This is a genomic window from Nocardioides sp. NPDC006303 (assembly GCF_040613175.1).
GTDB lineage: Bacteria > Actinomycetota > Actinomycetes > Propionibacteriales > Nocardioidaceae > Nocardioides.
In genome coordinates, this window is record NZ_JBEXRR010000036.1 from 39,829 (window position 1) to 58,694 (window position 18,866).

Sequence of the window (18,866 nt, forward strand, 5' to 3'; positions counted from 1 at the left end):
AGACCTCAGAACGTGTAGGCGAGGCCGTCGGTCGGCGACTCGGGAACGGACGGGATGAAGGACTTGGGCTCGAAGTGGAGCGGCTCGTGGAAGTTGATCGGGAACTCGGTCGGCATCGTGCCGGTGGCCCGGGTGTAGGCACAGGCGACCGCGGCCATCGAGGCGGCCACACCGGCCTCGCCGACACCGCCCGGCTGGCTGCCGTGCGACTCGATGACCTCGCACTCGAACTCGAACGGCACGTTCCACTGACGGGTGTAGGCCGAGTTGTCCCAGCTGGCCTCGAGGAAGTGACCGTCGACCAGGTGGTTGCTGTAGGTCAGCGCCTGGCACATTCCGTCGGAGAAGCCACCCATCATCTGGGCCTTGACCCCTGCCGGGTTGATCACCAGGCCGACGTCGGCGACCACGACGGCCTTGGTGATCCGCGGTCCGGTGACGGCGTCGCGTACCTCGCGGTTGACCGTCTCGGGGCGGCAGTCGATCTCGACGAGGACGGCGGTGGCGCCCTTGTACTCCTTGTGGATGGCGATGCCCTGCGCCGTGCCGGCGGGCATCGAGCGGCCCCAGTCGCCGATCTCGGCGGCACGGTCGAGCACCCGCTTGACGGTGTCGCTCTTGAGGTACCTGCGCCGGAAGGCGACCGGGTCCTGCTTCAGCTTCTTGGCGAGCTGGTCGACCATCAGCTCGCTGGCCGTGGCGACGTCGGGGGAGTAGATGTTGCGTACCGAGCTGGTGTTGAACCGGTCGACCGCGGGCTTCGGCTCGTTGAGCAGCTGGGTGACGACACCGAAGTTGTAGGGCAGCTCGGTGGCGAGCAGGAAGATCGACTCCGAGAAGGTCAGGTTCGACAGACCGGTCGGCAGCGCGGCCGCCTCGGCGGTCAGCCGCTCCCCGAGCCCATGGGTGAAGTCACAAGCGACGCTGGCGTGGCGCTGCTCGAAGGTGAGGATGCTTCCGGCCAGCACGGTCGCCCGGATCTGCGAGACCGCCATCGGGTGCACCCGGCCCTGACGCGGCTCGTCGGCGCGGTGCCACATCAGCTTGACCGGCGCGCCGAACGCCTTGGACGCGTGGGCGGCCTCGACGGCGGCGTCGCTGAACAGCTTGCGCCCGAAGGAGCCGCCGCCCTGGACCACGTTGACCGTCACGCTGTTCTGCGGGAGCCCGAGCGCCTTGGCGATCCTGCCCTGGGCGTCGATCGGCGACTTCAGGCCTCCCCAGACGGTGGCCTTGCCTTCGCGTACGTCGGCGACGGCGCAGTTGGGCTCGAGGGCCGAGCCGCTGCGGAAGTGGAAGGTGAACTCGCCGTCGACCGAGGTCGCCCCGATCTTCGGAACCGCCAGCGGGATCTGCCCGGCCTTGAGCTCTGCCTTGATGTGCTTGGCCGACTTCGTGGTCACGGTGCCGGAGTTCCAGGTCACGTCCAGCGCGCGTACGGCGTCGATGCACTGACCGAAGGTCTTGGCTCGGACCGCGACACCGGTGGGGATGATCGCGACGTGGGTGACGCCGGGCATCGTCTCGACGTCGCCCTTGTTGTTGATCGAGTCCGGCGTGCCGTTGAGCTCGGGGGCGCGACAGACCATCGTGGGCAGCGCGTTGGGGACGTCGAGGTCCATCGCGAACTTCTTCTTGCCCGTGACAGCGGCGCGCGCGTCGACGCGGCGATGGGGCTTGCCGACGATCTGGTGATCCGAGGTCTCCTTCAGCTCGACCTCGACCTTCTCGGTCGTCGGCTGCGCCGCCTTGGCGGCCGCCTGGCCGTACGTCACCGAGGACCCGTCCGGGAGGCTGATCACGCCGTCCTTGGAGATCAGCTGAGTCACCGCGCCCCCGAGCAGGATCGCGGCCGCCTCGAGCAGCGCCTTGCGGGCGATGGCGGCGGCCACGCGGACCGGGGTGTACATCGAGATGATGGTGTTGGAGCCGCCGGTCAGCTGGTTGAAGAGCAGCTCAGGACGGGCCGGCGCCAGGGTGACGTGCACGTGGTCGACCGGAAGCTCGAGCTCCTCGGCGATCAGCATGGCCACGGCCGTGGTGATGCCCTGGCCGACCTCCATCCGCGGGAGTGCGAAGTGGGCGTGCCCCTTCTCGTCGACCTCGATCGCGATCAGGTTCGAGGTCGGCATCGCGCAGTGGGTGAGGAAGTCGTTGAGGTCATAGACCTCGGGGACCTGTGGCACCGACGGGATCGGTGCGGCATGGGCGGCCGATGGAGCCAGGCCCAGGTCTGCGGCTGCGATCAGCGTGGTGCCGCCGATGACGTATCCGACGAACGATCGTCTGGAGACCCGAGCAGGGCCTTCCGGGTTGTGCGTCCCCATGTGTAATCACTCCTGGCGTGGGCAGGGTCCGAGTTTTGTGACCCCCGACACATAGCACCATTCACCAGCCAGATCTCGGTTGGGAAGGGCGCGTCGGGAAATGTGTGAGGGCGCGACAACGCGGATGGAGACAGATCACAAACCGGTTGGAGCGTGACTGTCGCCACACTCGCGCGTTGATCTGGTTGACGCCGCAACCGCCAGCGAAACACCGAGGGAGCGCGATGAGCATGGAGCCGATCAAACGCATCGTCGCGGGCATCAGGGAGGACCTCCCGCACACCGTGGAGATGTTCCTCAAGCACAACTGGGACCAGGTGCCGGCCTACGCCGTCAGCCCCGATCCCGAGCTGCGCAAGGAGGTCGGCGACCATGCCGAGGCGGTCTTCCTGGCGGTGCTCACCACGCTGGAGGAGGGACGGGCGGCCGTACGCGAGGACTTCCAGTTCACCGTGGACCAGGCGACCCGCCGGGTTCGCCAGGGGGTCGCGCTCGCCGACTTCCTGCAGGCCTTCCGTATCGGCCAGGTGGCGCTGTGGGAGCGCATCGTCGAGATCGCTGCCGCCGACCCGGAGACCAGCCGCGCGGCGCTCCCGGTGGCCTCGCACGTGATGCAGGTGATCGAGGTCGGCAGCACGGTCGCGGCCGAGGCCTACCTCGCCGCCCACCAGGTCGAGCTCGCCGAGGGTGACCGGATCCGCCGAGACCTGGTCGAGGACCTGCTCGCCGGGCGCGGGGCCCGGCCTGGCCCGATGCTCGAGGTGGCCCGCCGGTGCGGGCTCGAACCCGACGACCGGATCGTCGTCCTCGTTGCAGTGCCGGTGCGACCGCTACGCCCGGGACGGAGCCTGCGGGAGGCGCTGCGGCACGTCCGCACCGTGCTGGGCTCGGCGCGGGAGGGGGTCACGGTGATCCGCCAGGAGCAGCTCGTCGGGATCCTGCCCGTCGCGACCGATGACGTCAGGACGATCGTGCCCGACCTGAGGCGCATCTACCGCCAGCTCGCCCGGGAGGGGTTCGAGCTGGCCGTGGGTGCCAGCACCGTGCACACCGGCCTGGGTGCGGCACCTGCTGCGTACTCGGAGGCCGCGATCGCTCGCGACGTCCTCGGTGCGGATCCCGGTGTGGTGGCCCTGCCGATGATCTCGACGATCGACTACCTGGTGCTGCGCGAGGATCCGACCGCGCGCCGCCTGGTGCGCCCGGCGCTGCGCCAGTTCGTCGAGGAGGACCTCGCGCGTGACAGCGTGATGATCCAGACCATGCTGGCGTACGTCGCCTGCGACCTCAACGCCAAGCTGGCCGCCGAGCGTCTGCATGTCCACGTGAACACCGCCTACCACCGTCTCGAGCGGATCGCCGAGCGCACCGGCTGCGACCTGCGCCGGTTCGCCGACGTCGAAGAGCTGATCTTCGCGATCCGGCTCCTCACCGAGCCTCGCGGCGTGGCGAGGGCCTAGGCGGCGGCCGGCTTGCGGCCGTAGAACCAGTAGACCGCCGCGCCGAGCAGGTTGGTGCTGCCCCACAGCCGCCACAGGGTCCGCGGCCCGCGGATCTCGTCGTCGGAGCGCGTCTGCAGGTCGCGAAGGATCACCGGAGCGACTGCCGCCTGGGCCACGAGCGCGCCGGTGGTCAGGATCGTCTTCTGCTTCTTGGTCAGTGCCATGGAGCCAGTCTTTGCCTTGGCTTGTGTCCAGTCAAGGAACGTACGTTTCACAGGAGTGTCGGCAGGTCGGCGGTGGAGGGGAGCAGGTGGGTGTGGGGCTCGGTGGCGAGCCGGGCGTGGGTGAAGGAGCCGGTGGCGACGCCGACGACGAAGCCGGCTCCGGCGTTCGTGCCGGCGCCTAGGTCGTTGGGGGTGTCGCCGGCGACCAGGACGCGGCGTACGTCCTGGACGCCCGTGGCCTCCATGCAATGGAAGACCAGATAGGGGGCGGGGCGGCTGGCGGCGACGAGGTCGGAGGTGACGAGGGCGTCGACGGTCGAGTCAGCGTCGGGGCCGACGGTCCAGCCGAGGCCGTCGAGGATGGCGGCGGCGATCTCTGTGGAGTAGCCGGTCTGCAGCGCGACCTTGACCCCTCGCGAGCGCAGCGTCGCGAACATCTCGGGTACGCCCGGGAACGGCTGAGGCGGGGTCTCCCGGTAAGCGGTGACGAGACGCTCGCCGAAGCCGTCGAAGATCTTGTCGACCTGGGCGGTGGTCGGGTCCTGGCCGAGCCCGCGCAGCAGCCCCTGGATCGCCTCCCACTTCGAGGTGCCCTTCCACTGCAGCAGCAGGTCGTGGGGGACCGCCTCGCCGGCGGCGTCGGCGACGGTCGACTCGAGCACGTCGTAGACCAGCCCGCCCTCGTCGACGGTGGTGCCGGCCATGTCGAGGGCGGCTAGGTCGAAGCGGAGCCCGAGACGGTTGGCACGGTCGTAGGCGGTCACGAGATCTCCTTGAGGATGCGTACGTCGGTGCGGATCCCCGCCGCGGACGGGCGGGTGTTGTCGATGGTGAACGTGACCCGGTCGGGCCGGTAGCGGTCGTCGGCGTACTCCAGCGGAGTGCCGTCGGCGGCGGTCGCCCGGCGGCGCTCGCGCAGGAGCGGGCTGCCCACCGCGATGTCGAGCAGGTCGGCGTCGGTCTCGTCGGCCGCGACCGCGTCCATGGTGTGGCGTGCGGCGTGCAGGTCGACGCCCGCGGCCGTCAGATATCCGTAGAGCGAGCCGGTGTCGGGGTCGAAGTCGAAGAGCAGCCGCCCGACGCGCTCGACGAAGGTGCTGCGCTCGAGCATCGCCGGATGACCGTCGAGAAGGCGGAGCCGGAGCACGTCGACCACCGGGTCGCCCTCACTGATGTCGAGCGCCTCGGCGGCGGCGGCGGTGGCGCCGCGCCGGGCGACCTCGATGGTGCGCTGCCCGGCGGTGTGGCCGATCTGCTGCACCCAGGCGCTGAACGAGATCAGCTGCTCGAAGGGCTGCCCGAGGGCGGTGTCGCGCACGGTCGGAGGACGTCCTTGGCCGCCGCTGAGCAGGCCCTCGCGGCGCAGGCTCGCCAGCGCCGTACGGATCGTGCCGCGGGAGGCGCCGAACTGCTCGCACAGCTGCGCCTCCGAGGGGATCGGAGCGCCGGTCGGCAGCTCGCCGGCGATGATCCGGGCACGGATGGCCTCGGCGACCTGGACATGCAGCGGGCTACTCATGGACAGCAGATTACAACTTGATCAGACAAGTGTGATGAAGCGCTTCGTGAACGCCCGGATAACGCTCAGCGGACCAATCGGTGCGCAGGAAAACGACCGGTTAACTTGTATGTACATGTTCGTCGGGACTGTTGACCACGGCTGCTGTGGGGCAGAAGTGTTCGGGCCGTGCCAACTCATACGACCACCCCCGACGGTGCTGCCGACCTTGTCGTCGTCGGTGCCGGGATCGTCGGCCTCGCGCATGCCGTCGAAGGGCTCGCGCGCGGCCTGAAGGTCCATGTCATCGAGCGTGACGAGCGCGCCGTCGGCGCCTCGATCCGCAACTTCGGGCACATCTGCGCCACCGCCCAGTCCGGCCAGGCGCTGGGCTACGCACTCACGGCCGGTGAGCACTGGCTCGCCCTCGCCGCCAAGGCGGGCTTCGGTCTCCGTGAGACCGGCACGGTCGTCGTCGCCCGGACCGACGCCGAGATGGCCGTCCTCGAGGAGTTCGCGGGCGTCCGCGGAGCCGAGCAGGCCCGCCTGCTGGACGCCGACGCCACCCGCGAGCTGTTCCCGCCGGCCACCGCGGAGGTCCTCGGCGGCGCCCACCTGCCGCTCGACCTGAGGGTGGACCCGCGCGAGGCGCTGCCGGCGATCGCCGCGTGGCTGGAGTCCCAGGGCGTCCGGTTCGGCTGGGCGACCCATGTCGGTGCCATCGACCCGGCCGCCGGTGGGATCGACGTCCGCACCAGCCGCGGAACCATCCGTTCCGCCCGGGTCGTCCACGCCGCCGGCCATGACATCGACCGGCTCTTCCCGCAGGTCGCCGCGGAGGCAGCCGTACGCCGCTGCCGGCTGCAGATGCTCGAGGTCGCGCCTCCGGCTGATGTCGAGATCGGGCCGGCGGTCCTGACCGGGCTCTCGATGCTCCGCTACGGCGGGTTCGCCGAGACCACGGCGGCCGCCGACGTACGCACTCAGCTCGAGGCGACCGCGCCCGAGCTCCTCGACGTCGTCATGAACCTCATGCTCACCCAGCGCCCGGGGACGAATGGCCGACCCGGCTCGATCGTCCTGGGCGACACCCACCACTACGACCGCACCCACCTGCCCTTCGACGACGAGCACGTCGCCGAGCTGGTGCTGCGGGAAGGGGCGCGGCTGCTCGGGGCTCCGCTCACCGTCCGACGTCGCTGGCGAGGGGTCTACGCGGACTCCCCGCGGACCGACTTCCTCGACACCGAGCCGTTCCCGGGCCTCCGGGTCGTCTCGGTGACGTCGGGCATCGGCATGACCACAGCACTGGGCCTCGCGCCCACCGTCCTCGACCAGCTGTTCTGACCACAGGAGAAACCGAACATGTCCCCCCTGCGCTCCCTCACCGCCCTCGCCGGCGCGGCCACCTTGACCCTCGCCCTGGCCGCCTGCGGCAGCGAGGCGACGACCGACAAGGCCGCCGCGGGCGGTGAGGTCGGTCCCGACCAGATCTGCCCCGACGGCACCCTGACGATGGGCGTCGAGCCCTTCGAGGACCCCAAGAACCTGATCCCGGTCTACGAGACCCTGGGCAAGGCGCTCGGCGAAGAGCTCGGCTGCGAGGTCGAGGTTCAGATCTCCGACACGTACGTCGCCGAGATCCTGGCCATGCAGAACGGCAAGCTCGACATCGGCCAGTTCGGGCCGCTGGGCTACGTCTTCGCCCAGAAGCAGGCCGGTGCCACGCCCCTGGCCTCCTTTGCGGGCGAGGACGGCAAGGTCTCCTCCTACACCGGCGGCATCTGGGTGCCCAAGGACTCGCCGATCAAGTCCGTCGAGGACCTCGCAGGCACGACCCTGGCGCTGTCTGAGTCCGGCTCCACCTCCGGTGACGCGGTGCCGCGCAAGGCGCTCATCGACGCCGGGATCGAGAAGGACGTCAAGGCCGAGTACGCCGGTGGCCACACCGAGGCGCTGCTGGCCCTGGTCAACGGCAAGGTCGACGCCGCCGAGATCAACAGCCAGACCCTGGCCTCGGCGACGGCCGAGGGCCAGTTCGACGAGTCCGCCTTCCGCCAGGTCTGGAAGTCCGAGCCGATCCTGAACGACCCGATCGCGGCGGGACCGAACATGACTCCCGAGGTGTCGAAGGCCGTCCAGGAGGCGCTGCTGAACCTGCCTGCCGACTCGGTCGCGGAGATCGGCGAGTACCTCGACTTCACCCCGCCCGCCGGCAAGCCGGCGCTGGTGGCGGTCACCGACGAGGACTACCAGCCGGTGACCGACCTCGCTGAGGCCCTCGACCTGACCACGGACGACCTCTGATGGGCGCTGATCACCTCCCCGGGGCGGCCCTGCGTATCGACGGCCTGAGGAAGGCGTTCGGGGAGAAGACGGTCCTGGACGGCCTGGCCTTCGAGGTCGCCTCCGGGGAGGTGGTCAGCCTCCTCGGAGCCAACGGCTCCGGCAAGTCCACCTCGCTGCGATGTGTGGTCGGTCTGGAGCGTCCCGACGGTGGCACGATCACCGTCGGCGGCGTCGCGGCCAAGCCCGGCGAGGCGATGCCGACGGTGGCGATGGTCTTCCAGAAGATCCATCTGGTTCCCCGTCGTAGCGTGCTCGACAACGTCTGCGCGGGAGCGCTCGGGCGGCTCGGCCTGAGCCGGTCCTGGTCCGTGCTGGCCTTCCCGCGCGAGGTGCAGGCCGAGGCGATGGCCTGCCTGGACCGGGTCGGTCTCGCCGACCGGGCCCGCGAGAAGGCGGGTCGCCTCTCCGGCGGCCAGCAGCAGCGGGTCGCGGTGGCCCGCGCACTGTGCCAGCGAGCCGAGGTTCTGCTCGCCGACGAGCCGGTCTCGGCGCTCGACCCGGCCGCCTCCGAGCAGGTGATGAACCTGCTCCGTTCGCTGGCCGACGACGACGGTCTCGCCGTGGCCGCGGTGCTCCACCAGCCCGACCTGGCGCGCCGCTTCTCCGACCGGATCCTCGGGCTGGCCGGCGGCCGGCTCGTCTTCGACAGCAGCAGCGCCGAGGTCACCGACGAGACCGTGGCCGGTCTCTACCGGCCCGCGGTGGAAGCGCTGGAAGCAGCCGAGATGGGGGTGCCCGCATGAGCAGCCTGACCAAGGCTCCGGAACCACGTCTCGACATCCCACCCCGCTTCCGGCCGTCCGGCATCGCCGTCGGGGCGGCCATCACGGTCGCCCTGCTTCTCGTGCACTGGTACGCCGCGGTGCAGACCAACACCTCGCCCAAGGAGCTGCTCGAGGGCTGGCGGGGCCTGTGGAACTTCCTGTTCGGGGTCGACCGCACCTACCCGAACGGCAAGACCATCCATCAGGACGGTGCCTTCCCGCTCGACCTGCGCTGGTCGGAGACCATCCGGCCCGGTCTGGAGTACTGCCTGCTCACGATCTGGATCGGCCTGCTCGGCACGACCCTGTCGATTCCGGTGGCGCTGCTGTTCGCGGTCATCTCCTCGCGTACGACCAACCGGTTCGTCCCGCTGTGGCTCCTGGGTCGCGCGGTGATGTCGGTGCTGCGGGCCGTCCCGGAGACCGTCTATGCGCTGATGTTCATCGCCGCGGTCGGCTTCGGTGCCTTCCCGGGTGTGATCGCGCTGGCGATCCACAACGTCGCGGTCATGGGCAAGCTGTGGTCCGAGGCCATGGACGAGGTGGACCAAGGGCCGGTCGAGGCGCTCCGCGTGGCCGGAGCCTCGCCCGCGCAGTCGGCCGCACACGCCGTGCTGCCAGCGGTGATGCCGTCGCTGCTCGGCCTGCTGCTCTACCGCTTCGACACCAACGTACGCAGCTCGGTCATCCTCGGCACGGTCGGTGCCGGCGGCATCGGGTTCTTCATCAAGACCGAGGTGGACAGCTTCCACTTCGACACGATGATGACGTACGTCTGCATGGTGATCGTCCTGATCATCGTCATCGACCTGTTCAGCGCCTGGCTGCGCCGGAAGGTCGGGGCGGTCTGATGGCAGGGCCCATGGCACGGCTCGCGGTGTGGCGCGGTGGCGCCGAGGTGACGCTGGAGACCGTGGAGCTGCCGGTGCCGGGCCCGGGGGAGACGCTGGTCGAGATCGACCTCGCGACCGTGTGCGGCTCCGACCACCACACGGTCTCCGGCCGGCGTCCCGGTGCCTGCCCGAGCGTCCTCGGGCACGAGGGCGTCGGCCGGATCGTGGGCACCGGCCGACGAGTGGTCTGGGGCGTCACCGTCTCGTGCGGGACCTGCGGCCGCTGCCGACGGGGGCTCACCGCGAAGTGCCGCTCGGTGCGCAAGCTCGGCCACGAGCCCTACGAGCCGGCCTGGCCGCTGTCGGGCACCTACGCGACCCACGTGCTCCTGCCCGCCGGCACCGCGGTCGTGCCTGTCCCCGACACGTTGGCCGACGAGGTCGCCGCGCCGGCTGGGTGCGCGACCGCCACGGTGATGGCGGCCCTGGAGCGGGCCGGCTCGCTGCGCGGCAAGCGGGTGCTGGTGGTCGGCGCCGGGATGCTCGGGCTTACCGCGGTCGCCGCCGCGGCGCACGCCGGGGCGGCCGAGGTCGTGGTGAGCGACGTCGAGCCCGCGAGGCTGGAGCTGGCCGTCGACTTCGGCGCGACGTCGACGCTCTCCGCGGGTCAGGCGCTTCCGCCGGTCGATGTCGCGATGGACTTCTCCGGCGCCGCCGCGGCGATCGAGGCGGCGCTCGGGGTCCTCGACATCGGTGGCTCCCTCGTCCTGGTGGGCTCGGTCTCCCCGGGGCGCGCGATCTCGGTCGACCCCGAGGCGGTCGTGCGGGGCTGGCGGTCGATCAGCGGCGTACACAACTACGAACCGCGCCACCTGGAACAGGCGGTCGCCTTCCTCGCCGGGTCCGATCGTCCATGGGCGGAGCTGGTCGAGGAGCCCGTCGGGCTCGAGCGTGTCGGTGAGGTACTGACGAGGGAGCTGGGGAGGCCGCGGGCATCGGTGCGTCCGCACAGCAACTAGGCTCGCGCCCCATGACCGAGTTCGCCGCTGTGATCCTTGTCGACCGTCGTGGCTGGGTGCTGCTCCAGGAACGCGACGAGCGCCCCGTGATCGCGCCGGAGAAGTGGGCCTTCTGCGGCGGCCACCTGGAGCCGGGGGAGGACCCACTGGCCGGCGCGGCGCGCGAGCTCGAGGAGGAGACCGAGGTCCGGCTGAGCCCCGACGAGCTGCAGCTGGTCGCCGTCCACGACGTCCACCACCCCGAGACCAGCTCCGACGACAAGCTCCACCTGTACGCGGCCGGCGTCGACCTCACCGACGCCGACATCGTCTGCCACGAGGGCCGGCAGATCGTCTTCGTCGACCCTGTGAAGGCGCCTGACCTGGACCTCAGCGACTCGGCCCGGATCGGGCTGACGCCCTTCCTCGGATCGCCCCAGCACGCGGCGCTATCCGGGTCAGGGCCCGTCAGGGTGGAGACGTAGAATCCCCTCCTATGGGTCTCCTCGAACGCATCGCCGCGCCGCAGGATCTTCGTGATCTCTCCGACGACCAGCTCGAGCTCCTCGCGAGCGAGATCCGGGACCTGATGATCCGGACCGTGGCCACCAACACCGGCCACCTGGGGCCGAACCTCGGCGTGGTCGAGCTGACCCTGGCCATGCACCGGGTCTTCGACAGCCCGCGCGACAAGATCGTCTTCGACACCGGCCACCAGTCCTACGTCCACAAGCTCGTCACCGGCCGGGCCGGCGACTTCGGCACGCTGCGCCGCGAGGGCGGGATGAGCGGCTACCCGAGCCAGTCCGAGTCCGACCACGACGTGGTCGAGAACTCCCACGCCTCCACCGCGCTCTCCTACGCCGACGGCCTGGCCAAGGCCTACACGATCCGCGGCGAGGACCGCCACGTCGTCGCCGTGATCGGCGACGGCGCGCTGACCGGCGGGATGGCCTGGGAGGCGCTCAACAACATCGCGATCCAGCACGACTCCAAGCTGGTCATCGTGGTCAACGACAACGGCCGCTCCTACACCCCGACCATCGGCGGCCTGGCCACGGCGCTGACGGCGCTGCGTACGAACCCGCGCTACGAGCTGGTCCTCGACATGGTCAAGCGCCGCCTCAACGCGGTGCCCGGGATCGGCGCGATGGCCTACGACGCGCTGCACGCGGTGAAGAAGGGGCTCAAGGACGCGGTCGCGCCCCAGGGGCTGTTCGAGGACCTCGGCCTGAAGTACGTCGGCCCCGTCGACGGCCACGACCGCCACGCCGTCGAGCAGGCGCTGACCTCGGCCAAGCGGTTCGGTGGTCCGGTGATCGTGCACGCGATCACCCGCAAGGGCTACGGCTACGACCCGGCCGAGCGCCATGAGGCCGACCAGTTCCACTCGCCGGGTCCCTTCGACGTCCAGACCGGCGCCGAGAAGCCCAAGGGCCGGATCTGGACCGACCACTTCTCCGACGCGATGGTGCGGCTGGGAGACAGCCGCCAGGACATCGTCGCGATCACCGCGGCGATGATGCACCCGGTCGGCCTCGACGCGTTCCAGGCCAGGTTCCCCGAGCGCACCTTCGACGTCGGCATCGCCGAGCAGCACGCCGCCACCTCGGCCGCCGGCCTGGCGATGGGTGGCCTGCACCCGGTCTTCGCGGTCTACGCGACCTTCCTCAACCGCGCCTTCGACCAGGTGCTGATGGACTGCGCCCTGCACCGGGCCGGGGTGACGTTCGTCCTCGACCGCTCCGGGGTGACCGGCGACGACGGCGCCTCCCACAACGGCATGTGGGACATGTCGCTGCTCCAGGTCGTCCCCGGCCTCCGCCTGGCCGCGCCGCGCGACATCGCTCGCCTCAACGAGCTCCTCGACGAGGCCGTCGAGGTCGACGACGCACCCACCGTCGTACGCTTCCCGAAGGGCCCGCCGCCCGAGGACATCCCGACGATCGCCAAGCTCGGCGAGGCCGACGTGCTCGTGCGCAACGGCACCAAGGACGTCCTGGTCGTCGGCGTCGGCTCGATGGCCGAGATCGCGGTGGGCGTCGCCGAGCGGCTCACCGCCCAGGGCATCGGCGTCACCGTCGTCGACCCGCGCTGGGTCAAGCCGATCGACCCGGCCCTCATCGAGGCGGCCGCCGACCACAGCCTGGTCGTCACCATCGAGGACAACGGTGTCGCCGGCGGTGTCGGCGCGTCCTTCCTGCAGGCCCTGACCGCCGCCGACGTACGCACCCCGGTGAAGATCCACGGCATCCCGCAGGAGTTCCTCGACCACGCCAAGCGGCCCAAGATCCTGGAGAGCATCGGCCTGACCCCCCAGGCGGTCGCGCTCGACACCATCGAGCGCCTGGGCGCCCTGACTCCCACCCCCCTGCCCCGAGACGTCAGTTTCTGACGCCGAGACGTCGAATTTTGACCCTACGGGGTCGGTCTCTCTGGTCGAGCCCCTGGCGAAGATCGATCGTTCTGGGCTTAGAGTGGAGTCTGTCGGGGGGCGACGAGGGCCCTCGGTATCGTCACCACACAGCACTCGGGGGATTCAATGCTCTATGACGACCTCGTGGCCGAGTTCCGTTGGTCACCTGAGCAGATGTCGGCGCCGTTCGATCTCAGAGCGGCGGACGAACAGATCCGCAAGAAGATCGAGGGCCGGCGCGGCTCAGCGCAGGCCTCGGGTCGCCAGCAGCGGCCCCGCGCGCGGCAGAACATGGGCACGCCGGAGAAGGCGGTCGGCGGCGGCAAGGTGGCCACCGACAAGGCCTGAGTCCCTGCTGAGGTACGTCCGGGCCTGACCCCGGCCCAGCATGGGACCGCCCCCGACCGATCAGATCGGTCGGGGGCGGACTTGCTTCGGTCAGTGGAACTTCTTGCCGGTGACCTTCTCGGAGATGCCCTCGCGGTCGAGGAGCTGGGTGATGCCGCCGTTCCAGAACTGGAAGCCGGCACCGGTGATCATCGCCAGGTCGATGTCCTCGGCGGCCTGGGCGACGCCCTCCTCGAGCATCCGGCCGATCTCGTCGGCGATGGCCTCGAGGGCCTGCTGGCGGGCCTCCTCGGCGGTCTTGACCACGTCGCCGGAGACGAGCAGCGCCTCGACCTCGGGGTCGAGGGTGCGTCCGTCGGGACCGAAGAAGGAGCTCTTCTTGGCCTCGACGACCCGGTGGAGGTTCTCGGAGAGGTGGAACCGGTCGGGGAACGCCTTCGCGAGCGTCTCGTTGTTGTGGTACGCGATCGCCGGACCGACCAGGCCGATCAGCGCGAACGGGCCCATCGGCGCAACCCCGGCGAAGGCGGACTCGACGACGTCGATCGGGGTGCCCTCGTCGGCGACCTTGGAGACCTCGCCCATGAAGCGGCCCAGGAGCCGGTTCACGATGAAGGACGGGCTGTCCTTGACCAGGATGGAGGTCTTCTTCAGCGACTTCGAGACGGAGAACGCCGTGGCCAGGGCCGCGTCGGAGGTCTTCTCGCCGCGGATGATCTCGAGCAGCGGCATCACCGCGACAGGGTTGAAGAAGTGGAAGCCCACGACCCGCTCGGGGTTCTTCAGGTCGGCCGCCATCTCCGTGATCGAGAGGCTCGAGGTGTTCGTGGCGAAGACCGCGGTCTCCGGCGCGACGGCCTCGGCGTTGGCGAAGACCGTCTTCTTGACACCCATCTCCTCGAAGACGGCCTCGATGATGAAGTCGGCGTCGGAGAAGGCCTCCGCGTAGTCGATCGAGGACGTCACGAGCGCCTTGAGGCGGTTGGTCGCGTCCTGCGAGGCACGGCCCTTGGCGAGCTTCTTGTCGAGCTCGGCGTGGACGTACGCCACGCCCTTGTCGGCACGCTCCTGGTCCAGGTCGACCATGACGACCGGCACCTTGAGACGCTGGACGAAGAGCAGCGCGAACTGCGAGGCCATCAGACCGGCACCGATGATGCCGACCTTGGTGACCTTCTGCGCGAGCGCCTTGTCGGGGGCACCGGCGGGACGCTTGGCGCGCTTCTGCACCAGGTCGAAGGAGTAGAGCGAGGCGAGCAGCTGCGGGGTCTTCGACATCGCCACGAGCGCGTCGTCCTCGGCCGCGAAGCCCTCGTCGCGGGTCGCCGTCTTGGCCAGGGTGAGCAGCTCGACGGCCTTCTTGGCGGCCGGGGAGGTGTCGCCGGTCTTGGCCCAGGCGAAGAAGCCGGCGTTCTTGGCGGCCTCGTCCCAGGCCTCGCCCCGGTCGATCTCCTCACGCTCGACCGACACGTCGCCGGACAGGATGCCGTCGGCCCACAGCATCGACTGCTCGAGGTAGTCGGCGCCGCCGAACATCGCGTCCGCGATGCCGAGGTCGAAGGCCTCGGTGCCCTTGAGCACCTTGCCGTTGTTGAGCGGGTTCTCGATGAAGACCTTGGCGGCCTTGGCCGGACCGATCAGGTTCGGCAGCAGGTAGCCACCGCCCCAGCCCGGGATCAGGCCGAGCATGACCTCGGGCAGGCCGACGGCCGGCACCGAGTCCTGGATCGTGCGGTAGTCGGCGTGCAGCGCGACCTCGAGGCCACCACCGAGCGCCAGCCCGTTGATGAAGCCGAAGGACGGCTTCTTGACGCCGTCGGCGCCGTCGCCCAGCTTGCGGAAGACGGCGTGACCGAGCTCGGCGATCGTACGGATCCCGTCCGGGCCTCCCGCCTGCAGCGAGGTCAGGTCGGCGCCGGCCGCGAGGATGAACGGCTTGCCGGTCACCGCGATCGCGTCGATCTCGGGGTCGGCCAGGGCCGCGTCGTACGCCGTGTTGAGCTCGACCAGCGACTTCGGCCCGAACGTGTTCGGCCGGGTGTGGTCGTGGCCGTTGTCGAGGGTGACCAGGCCGAGGACCTTGCCGGAGGGCAGGTTGACCTTCGCCAGCTTGGCCGCGGTCACGACCTCGTCGTCGGAGAAGAGCTTCTCGACATCAGCGAGAAGGGTGTTGATGTCAATCACTTCGACTCCCCAGTCCAGTTCGGGTTCTCCCAGATGACCGTGCCGCCCATACCCAGGCCGATGCACATGGTGGTGAGGCCGTAGCGGACCTCGGGGCGCTCCTCGAACTGGCGCGCGAGCTGGATCATGAGCCGCACACCGGAGGAGGCCAGCGGGTGACCGAACGCGATCGCGCCGCCGTAGGGGTTCACGCGCTCGTCGTCCTCGGCGATGCCGAAGTGGTCCAGGAACGCGAGCACCTGGATCGCGAACGCCTCGTTGACCTCGAAGGCCTCGATGTCGTCGATCGTGAGACCGGCCTTGGCCAGCGCCTTCTCGGTCGAGGGGATCGGGCCGACGGCCATGACCTCGGGGGCGACGCCGGCGAAGGCGTACGACACCAGCCGCATCTTGATCGGCAGACCGAGCTCGCGGGCGACGTCCTCGGAGGCCAGCAGCGAGGCGGTCGCACCGTCGTTGATGCCCGCCGCGTTGCCCGCGGTGACGCGGCCGTGCGGACGGAACGGGGTCTTCAGCTTGGCCAGGTCCTCGGTGGTGGTGCCGGGACGCATCGGCTCGTCGGTGGTGGCCAGGCCCCAGCCGTTCTCGGCGGAGCGGGTGGCGACGGGGACCAGGTCGGGCTGGATCTTGCCGTCGGCGTACGCCTTGGCCGCCAGCTCCTGGGAGCGGACGGCGAACGCGTCGGTGCGCTCCTTGGTGATCGCCGGGTAGCGGTCGTGGACGTTCTCGGCGGTGTTGCCCATGACGAGCGCCGAGGGGTCGACGAGCTTCTCGGAGATGATCCGCGGGTTGGGGTCCACGCCCTCACCCATCGGGTGGCGGCCCATGTGCTCGACACCGCCGGCGATGACGACATCGTAGGCACCGAAGGCGATGCCGCCGGCGGTCGTGGTGACGGCGGTCATCGCGCCGGCGCACATCCGGTCGATTGCGTAGCCGGGGACGGACTGCGGGAGCCCGGCGAGCAGGCCGGCGGTGCGGCCGATCGTCAAGCCCTGGTCGCCGATCTGCGTGGTCGCGGCGATGGCGACCTCGTCGATCCGCTCGGGGGGAAGCTCGGGGTTGCGGCGCGTGAGCTCACGGATGAGCTTGACGACCAGGTCGTCTGCGCGGGTCTCGGCGTACTGGCCCTTGGCCTTGCCGAAAGGTGTGCGTACGCCGTCGACGAAGACGACTTCTCGCAGCTGTCGGGTCACCGTGTCACTCCTACTAGGTGGTGCTGAGGTGCGGGCACGGGTGGTGCCCGGCGCCTACATTACCCGCTAGTAACAACGGCCGCACCGAGGGGGAGGTCACACGGCCTGTCGCAGCGGAGGTCGCCGGTCCCCGCGCGTCGGCTTGGGAATAACTGGGGCGTCCAGGATGCTGCGCTGTCGTCATGTGGAAGCGTGTATTGAGAAGGTTGAGCCCCAGGGTCGCGATCCCTGGCGAGGCGAGCGACGACGAGGCCCGCGAGGGCCGTACGCAACGGGAGGAGACACCGATGGCCGGATCACGACTGGTGCACATCGTCGACGACCTGCCCGAGGAGATCATCCTTGCCGGAGGTGACCAGCTTCCGCTGGTGGTCGTCCTGGACGGCTTCCTCGACGCGGGCAAGGCCGCCGAGCGGGCCGCGGCTCATCTGATCCAGACGTCGAGGCGAGCGCCGGTGGTGGCGACCTTCGACGTCGACGAGCTCCACGACTACCGGGCCCGCCGCCCGGCGATCTCGTTCGTCAGCGACCACTACGAGTCCTTCGACGCGCCGCGGCTGGTCGTCCGGCTGCTCAAGGACACCGGTGACAACCCCTACCTCCTGCTGCACGGCCCCGAGCCGGACAACCGCTGGGAGGCCTTCGCCGGCGCCGTACGCGAGGTCATCGAGCGCCTCGGCGTGACCGAGGTGATCGCGCTCGCCTCGGTGCCGATGGCGGTGCCGCACACCCGGCCGCTGACCACGACAAGGCACGCCAACGACCCCGCGCAGGAGCTCTCCGGCCAGGTCTGGGAGAGCCCCTGGAAGGGCGAGATCCGGATCCCGGCGTCCGCCCAGGCCCTGGTGGAGGTACGCCTGGGGGAGTGGGGCCACCCGGCGGGCGGCTTCGTGGTGCACATGCCGCACTACCTGGCCCAGAGCGACTTCCCGGCCGCGGCGGTCGTGCTCGTCGAGGAGCTCGAGCGTGCGGCTCGGCTGACGATCCCGGTCTCCGACCTGGAGGCCGAGGCGCAGCGCCGCGAGGAGGAGATCGCCTCCTACATCGAGGACAATGCCGAGGTGCGGGAGGTCGTGGCCGCTCTCGAGCAGCAGTACGACACCTTCCAGCGCGGCGAGGAGTCCGGACGCTCGCTCCTGGCGCCCGACGAGCCGCTGCCGACCGGTGACGAGCTCGGTGAGCAGTTCGAGCAGTTCCTGGCCGGGCTGAACGGCCCCGACCCCGATGACAACCCTGAGAAGGATTGAGAGACACTCACTCCCATGACGACTGACGCCGTAGCGGCGGATCAGGCAGTGGCCGAGCTGGTAGGCGTGCTCGACCTCGTCGAGATCGACAAGGACCTCTTCCACGGCGCCACCACGACCCGAAACTCGCGTGGACGCGCCTACGGCGGCCAGGTGGCAGCTCAGGCGCTGATGGCCGCCATCCGGTCGGCCGACCCAGCTTTCACGGTGCACTCGATGCACTCGTACTTCCTGCTGCCGGGCGACCCGTCCTACCCGATCGTCTACGAGGTCGAGCGGATCCGTGACGGGCGCTCCTTCGAGACCAGGCGGGTCCGGGCGCGGCAGAAGGGCCGCGACATCTACTACCTCACTGCCAACTTCCAGCGTGAGGAGTCCGGGTTCGAGCACCAGGACGCGATGCCATCGGTCCCGCCGCCCGAGAAGTGCATCGACTTCCTGAAGATGATGGCCGACTCCGGCAGCCCGGAGGCCGTCTCGCTGGCGCGCGAGTGGGAGGCGGTCGAGGTGCGCGCCGTCGGCAACTCGCTGCTCGGCATCAAGCCCGACCCGACCCATCCCGCGCAGCAGCGTCTCTGGATCCGCTTGGGCGCCTCGCTCCCTGACGATCCCGACATCCAGCGCGGCGCCTTCACCTGGGCCTCCGACATCTCACTGCTCGGCGCCTCCCTCGCGGCCCACTCGCTGGACCACAAGGGCATCCAGATGGCCTCGCTCGACCACACCATCTGGTTCCACCGGCCGTTCCGCGCCGACGAGTGGTGGCTCTACGACCAGGAGAGCCCCTCGGCCTACGGTGGCCGCGGCCTGTCCATCGGGCGGGTCTTCACCGCCGACGGCATCCTGGCCGCCACGGTTGCTCAAGAGGGCCTCATCCGCCCGCCTCGCGCCTGACCTTTCCTCGAGTCGGCTCGTCCTGACGGGATTCGGCGCCGAGTCGGCTCGTCGCGAGGTGGTGATGAGCGTCGAGCAGGAGTGGAACGACCACCTCGGCCCCCGCCTGGCGTCAGCCCTGCGAGAGGCGCTCACCTCGCTGCGCG

At 70.1% G+C, this 18,866-nt stretch carries 17 protein-coding genes; 11 read left to right on the forward strand and 6 right to left on the reverse strand.

The window, feature by feature from the left end:
* Positions 1 to 5: 5 nt before the first annotated feature.
* The gene (locus ABZY89_RS22630; RefSeq protein WP_355230827.1) at positions 6 to 2,327 is read right to left on the reverse strand and encodes a molybdopterin cofactor-binding domain-containing protein; all 2,322 of its coding nucleotides are present in this window, start codon (positions 2,325 to 2,327) and stop codon (positions 6 to 8) included.
* A 224-nt stretch (positions 2,328 to 2,551) separates the two neighbouring features.
* Here ABZY89_RS22630 and ABZY89_RS22635 point away from each other — a divergent pair, with 224 nt between their 5' ends.
* The gene (locus ABZY89_RS22635; RefSeq protein ID WP_355230828.1) at positions 2,552 to 3,787 is read left to right on the forward strand and encodes a helix-turn-helix domain-containing protein; all 1,236 of its coding nucleotides are present in this window, start codon (positions 2,552 to 2,554) and stop codon (positions 3,785 to 3,787) included.
* Here ABZY89_RS22635 and ABZY89_RS22640 read toward each other — a convergent pair.
* The 3 genes from ABZY89_RS22640 to ABZY89_RS22650 are packed head-to-tail and all read right to left on the reverse strand — an operon-like array spanning position 3,784 to position 5,512.
* On the reverse strand, positions 3,784 to 3,993 hold the full coding sequence (locus ABZY89_RS22640) for a hypothetical protein (protein WP_355230830.1): 210 nt from the start codon (positions 3,991 to 3,993) through the stop codon (positions 3,784 to 3,786). The genes ABZY89_RS22635 and ABZY89_RS22640 overlap by 4 nt on opposite strands.
* A 47-nt stretch (positions 3,994 to 4,040) precedes the next feature.
* Entirely contained in the window at positions 4,041 to 4,757 is a 717-nt protein-coding gene (locus ABZY89_RS22645) for a phosphonatase-like hydrolase (RefSeq protein ID WP_355230831.1), read from the reverse strand.
* Complete coding sequence (locus ABZY89_RS22650; protein ID WP_355230833.1) at positions 4,754 to 5,512, reverse strand: GntR family transcriptional regulator; 759 nt, start codon at positions 5,510 to 5,512, stop codon at positions 4,754 to 4,756. Before ABZY89_RS22650 ends, ABZY89_RS22645 begins: the two co-directional genes overlap by 4 nt.
* A 168-nt stretch (positions 5,513 to 5,680) precedes the next feature.
* On the opposite strand from ABZY89_RS22650, the gene ABZY89_RS22655 reads away from it, so the two are divergent.
* The 8 genes from ABZY89_RS22655 (at position 5,681) to ABZY89_RS22690 (ending at position 13,199) form a co-directional block, all read left to right on the forward strand.
* Positions 5,681 to 6,838 carry a TIGR03364 family FAD-dependent oxidoreductase gene (locus ABZY89_RS22655; protein WP_355230835.1) on the forward strand — a complete coding sequence of 386 codons (1,158 nt, stop codon included), beginning with the start codon at positions 5,681 to 5,683 and terminating at the stop codon, positions 6,836 to 6,838.
* Positions 6,839 to 6,856: 18 nt separating this feature from the next.
* Positions 6,857 to 7,798 carry a phosphate/phosphite/phosphonate ABC transporter substrate-binding protein gene (locus ABZY89_RS22660; RefSeq protein ID WP_355230837.1) on the forward strand — a complete coding sequence of 314 codons (942 nt, stop codon included), beginning with the start codon at positions 6,857 to 6,859 and terminating at the stop codon, positions 7,796 to 7,798.
* Positions 7,798 to 8,583: an ATP-binding cassette domain-containing protein gene (locus ABZY89_RS22665; RefSeq protein ID WP_355230838.1), complete on the forward strand. Its 786-nt coding sequence runs from the start codon at positions 7,798 to 7,800 to the stop codon at positions 8,581 to 8,583. Before ABZY89_RS22660 ends, ABZY89_RS22665 begins: the two co-directional genes overlap by 1 nt.
* Positions 8,580 to 9,455 carry a phosphonate ABC transporter, permease protein PhnE gene (gene phnE / locus ABZY89_RS22670; RefSeq protein ID WP_355230840.1) on the forward strand — a complete coding sequence of 292 codons (876 nt, stop codon included), beginning with the start codon at positions 8,580 to 8,582 and terminating at the stop codon, positions 9,453 to 9,455. Before ABZY89_RS22665 ends, phnE begins: the two co-directional genes overlap by 4 nt.
* On the forward strand, positions 9,455 to 10,456 hold the full coding sequence (locus ABZY89_RS22675; RefSeq protein WP_355230842.1) for a zinc-binding dehydrogenase: 1,002 nt from the start codon (positions 9,455 to 9,457) through the stop codon (positions 10,454 to 10,456). Before phnE ends, ABZY89_RS22675 begins: the two co-directional genes overlap by 1 nt.
* An 11-nt stretch (positions 10,457 to 10,467) precedes the next feature.
* Positions 10,468 to 10,920, forward strand: coding sequence for an NUDIX domain-containing protein (locus tag ABZY89_RS22680; RefSeq protein ID WP_355230843.1), 453 nt, complete (start codon positions 10,468 to 10,470; stop codon positions 10,918 to 10,920).
* Positions 10,921 to 10,931: 11 nt separating this feature from the next.
* Complete coding sequence (dxs, locus tag ABZY89_RS22685; RefSeq protein ID WP_355230844.1) at positions 10,932 to 12,830, forward strand: 1-deoxy-D-xylulose-5-phosphate synthase; 1,899 nt, start codon at positions 10,932 to 10,934, stop codon at positions 12,828 to 12,830.
* 147 nt (positions 12,831 to 12,977) lie between these two features.
* A complete protein-coding gene (locus ABZY89_RS22690) occupies positions 12,978 to 13,199 on the forward strand; it encodes a hypothetical protein (RefSeq protein WP_355230846.1) in 222 nt (73 codons plus the stop codon).
* A 90-nt stretch (positions 13,200 to 13,289) separates the two neighbouring features.
* Here the strand turns inward: ABZY89_RS22690 and ABZY89_RS22695 are convergent, their stop codons facing one another.
* Positions 13,290 to 15,383: a 3-hydroxyacyl-CoA dehydrogenase NAD-binding domain-containing protein gene (locus ABZY89_RS22695; protein WP_355230847.1), complete on the reverse strand. Its 2,094-nt coding sequence runs from the start codon at positions 15,381 to 15,383 to the stop codon at positions 13,290 to 13,292.
* Entirely contained in the window at positions 15,380 to 16,579 is a 1,200-nt protein-coding gene (locus ABZY89_RS22700; RefSeq protein ID WP_350658645.1) for an acetyl-CoA C-acyltransferase, read from the reverse strand. The genes ABZY89_RS22695 and ABZY89_RS22700 overlap by 4 nt, the downstream gene beginning before the upstream one ends.
* Before the next feature lie 287 nt (positions 16,580 to 16,866).
* On the opposite strand from ABZY89_RS22700, the gene ABZY89_RS22705 reads away from it, so the two are divergent.
* On the forward strand, positions 16,867 to 17,826 hold the full coding sequence (locus ABZY89_RS22705) for a PAC2 family protein (RefSeq protein WP_355230849.1): 960 nt from the start codon (positions 16,867 to 16,869) through the stop codon (positions 17,824 to 17,826).
* A gap of 15 nt (positions 17,827 to 17,841) precedes the next feature.
* On the forward strand, positions 17,842 to 18,720 hold the full coding sequence (locus ABZY89_RS22710; protein WP_355230851.1) for an acyl-CoA thioesterase II: 879 nt from the start codon (positions 17,842 to 17,844) through the stop codon (positions 18,718 to 18,720).
* The last annotated feature ends 146 nt before the right edge of the window (positions 18,721 to 18,866 follow it).

Bases quoted from the DNA above. Each gene is read 5' to 3' on its own strand.
- ABZY89_RS22690 (WP_355230846.1), top strand. From the start codon at position 12,978: ATGCTCTATGACGACCTCGTGGCCGAGTTCCGTTGGTCACCTGAGCAG.
- ABZY89_RS22660 (WP_355230837.1), top strand. From the start codon at position 6,857: ATGTCCCCCCTGCGCTCCCTCACCGCCCTCGCCGGCGCGGCCACCTTG.
- ABZY89_RS22675 (WP_355230842.1), top strand. From the start codon at position 9,455: ATGGCAGGGCCCATGGCACGGCTCGCGGTGTGGCGCGGTGGCGCCGAG.
- dxs (WP_355230844.1), top strand. From the start codon at position 10,932: ATGGGTCTCCTCGAACGCATCGCCGCGCCGCAGGATCTTCGTGATCTC.
- ABZY89_RS22680 (WP_355230843.1), top strand. From the start codon at position 10,468: ATGACCGAGTTCGCCGCTGTGATCCTTGTCGACCGTCGTGGCTGGGTG.
- ABZY89_RS22630 (WP_355230827.1), bottom strand. From the start codon at position 2,327: ATGGGGACGCACAACCCGGAAGGCCCTGCTCGGGTCTCCAGACGATCG.
- ABZY89_RS22710 (WP_355230851.1), top strand. From the start codon at position 17,842: ATGACGACTGACGCCGTAGCGGCGGATCAGGCAGTGGCCGAGCTGGTA.
- ABZY89_RS22635 (WP_355230828.1), top strand. From the start codon at position 2,552: ATGAGCATGGAGCCGATCAAACGCATCGTCGCGGGCATCAGGGAGGAC.
- phnE (WP_355230840.1), top strand. From the start codon at position 8,580: ATGAGCAGCCTGACCAAGGCTCCGGAACCACGTCTCGACATCCCACCC.
- ABZY89_RS22640 (WP_355230830.1), bottom strand. From the start codon at position 3,993: ATGGCACTGACCAAGAAGCAGAAGACGATCCTGACCACCGGCGCGCTC.
- ABZY89_RS22705 (WP_355230849.1), top strand. From the start codon at position 16,867: ATGGCCGGATCACGACTGGTGCACATCGTCGACGACCTGCCCGAGGAG.
- ABZY89_RS22665 (WP_355230838.1), top strand. From the start codon at position 7,798: ATGGGCGCTGATCACCTCCCCGGGGCGGCCCTGCGTATCGACGGCCTG.
- ABZY89_RS22650 (WP_355230833.1), bottom strand. From the start codon at position 5,512: ATGAGTAGCCCGCTGCATGTCCAGGTCGCCGAGGCCATCCGTGCCCGG.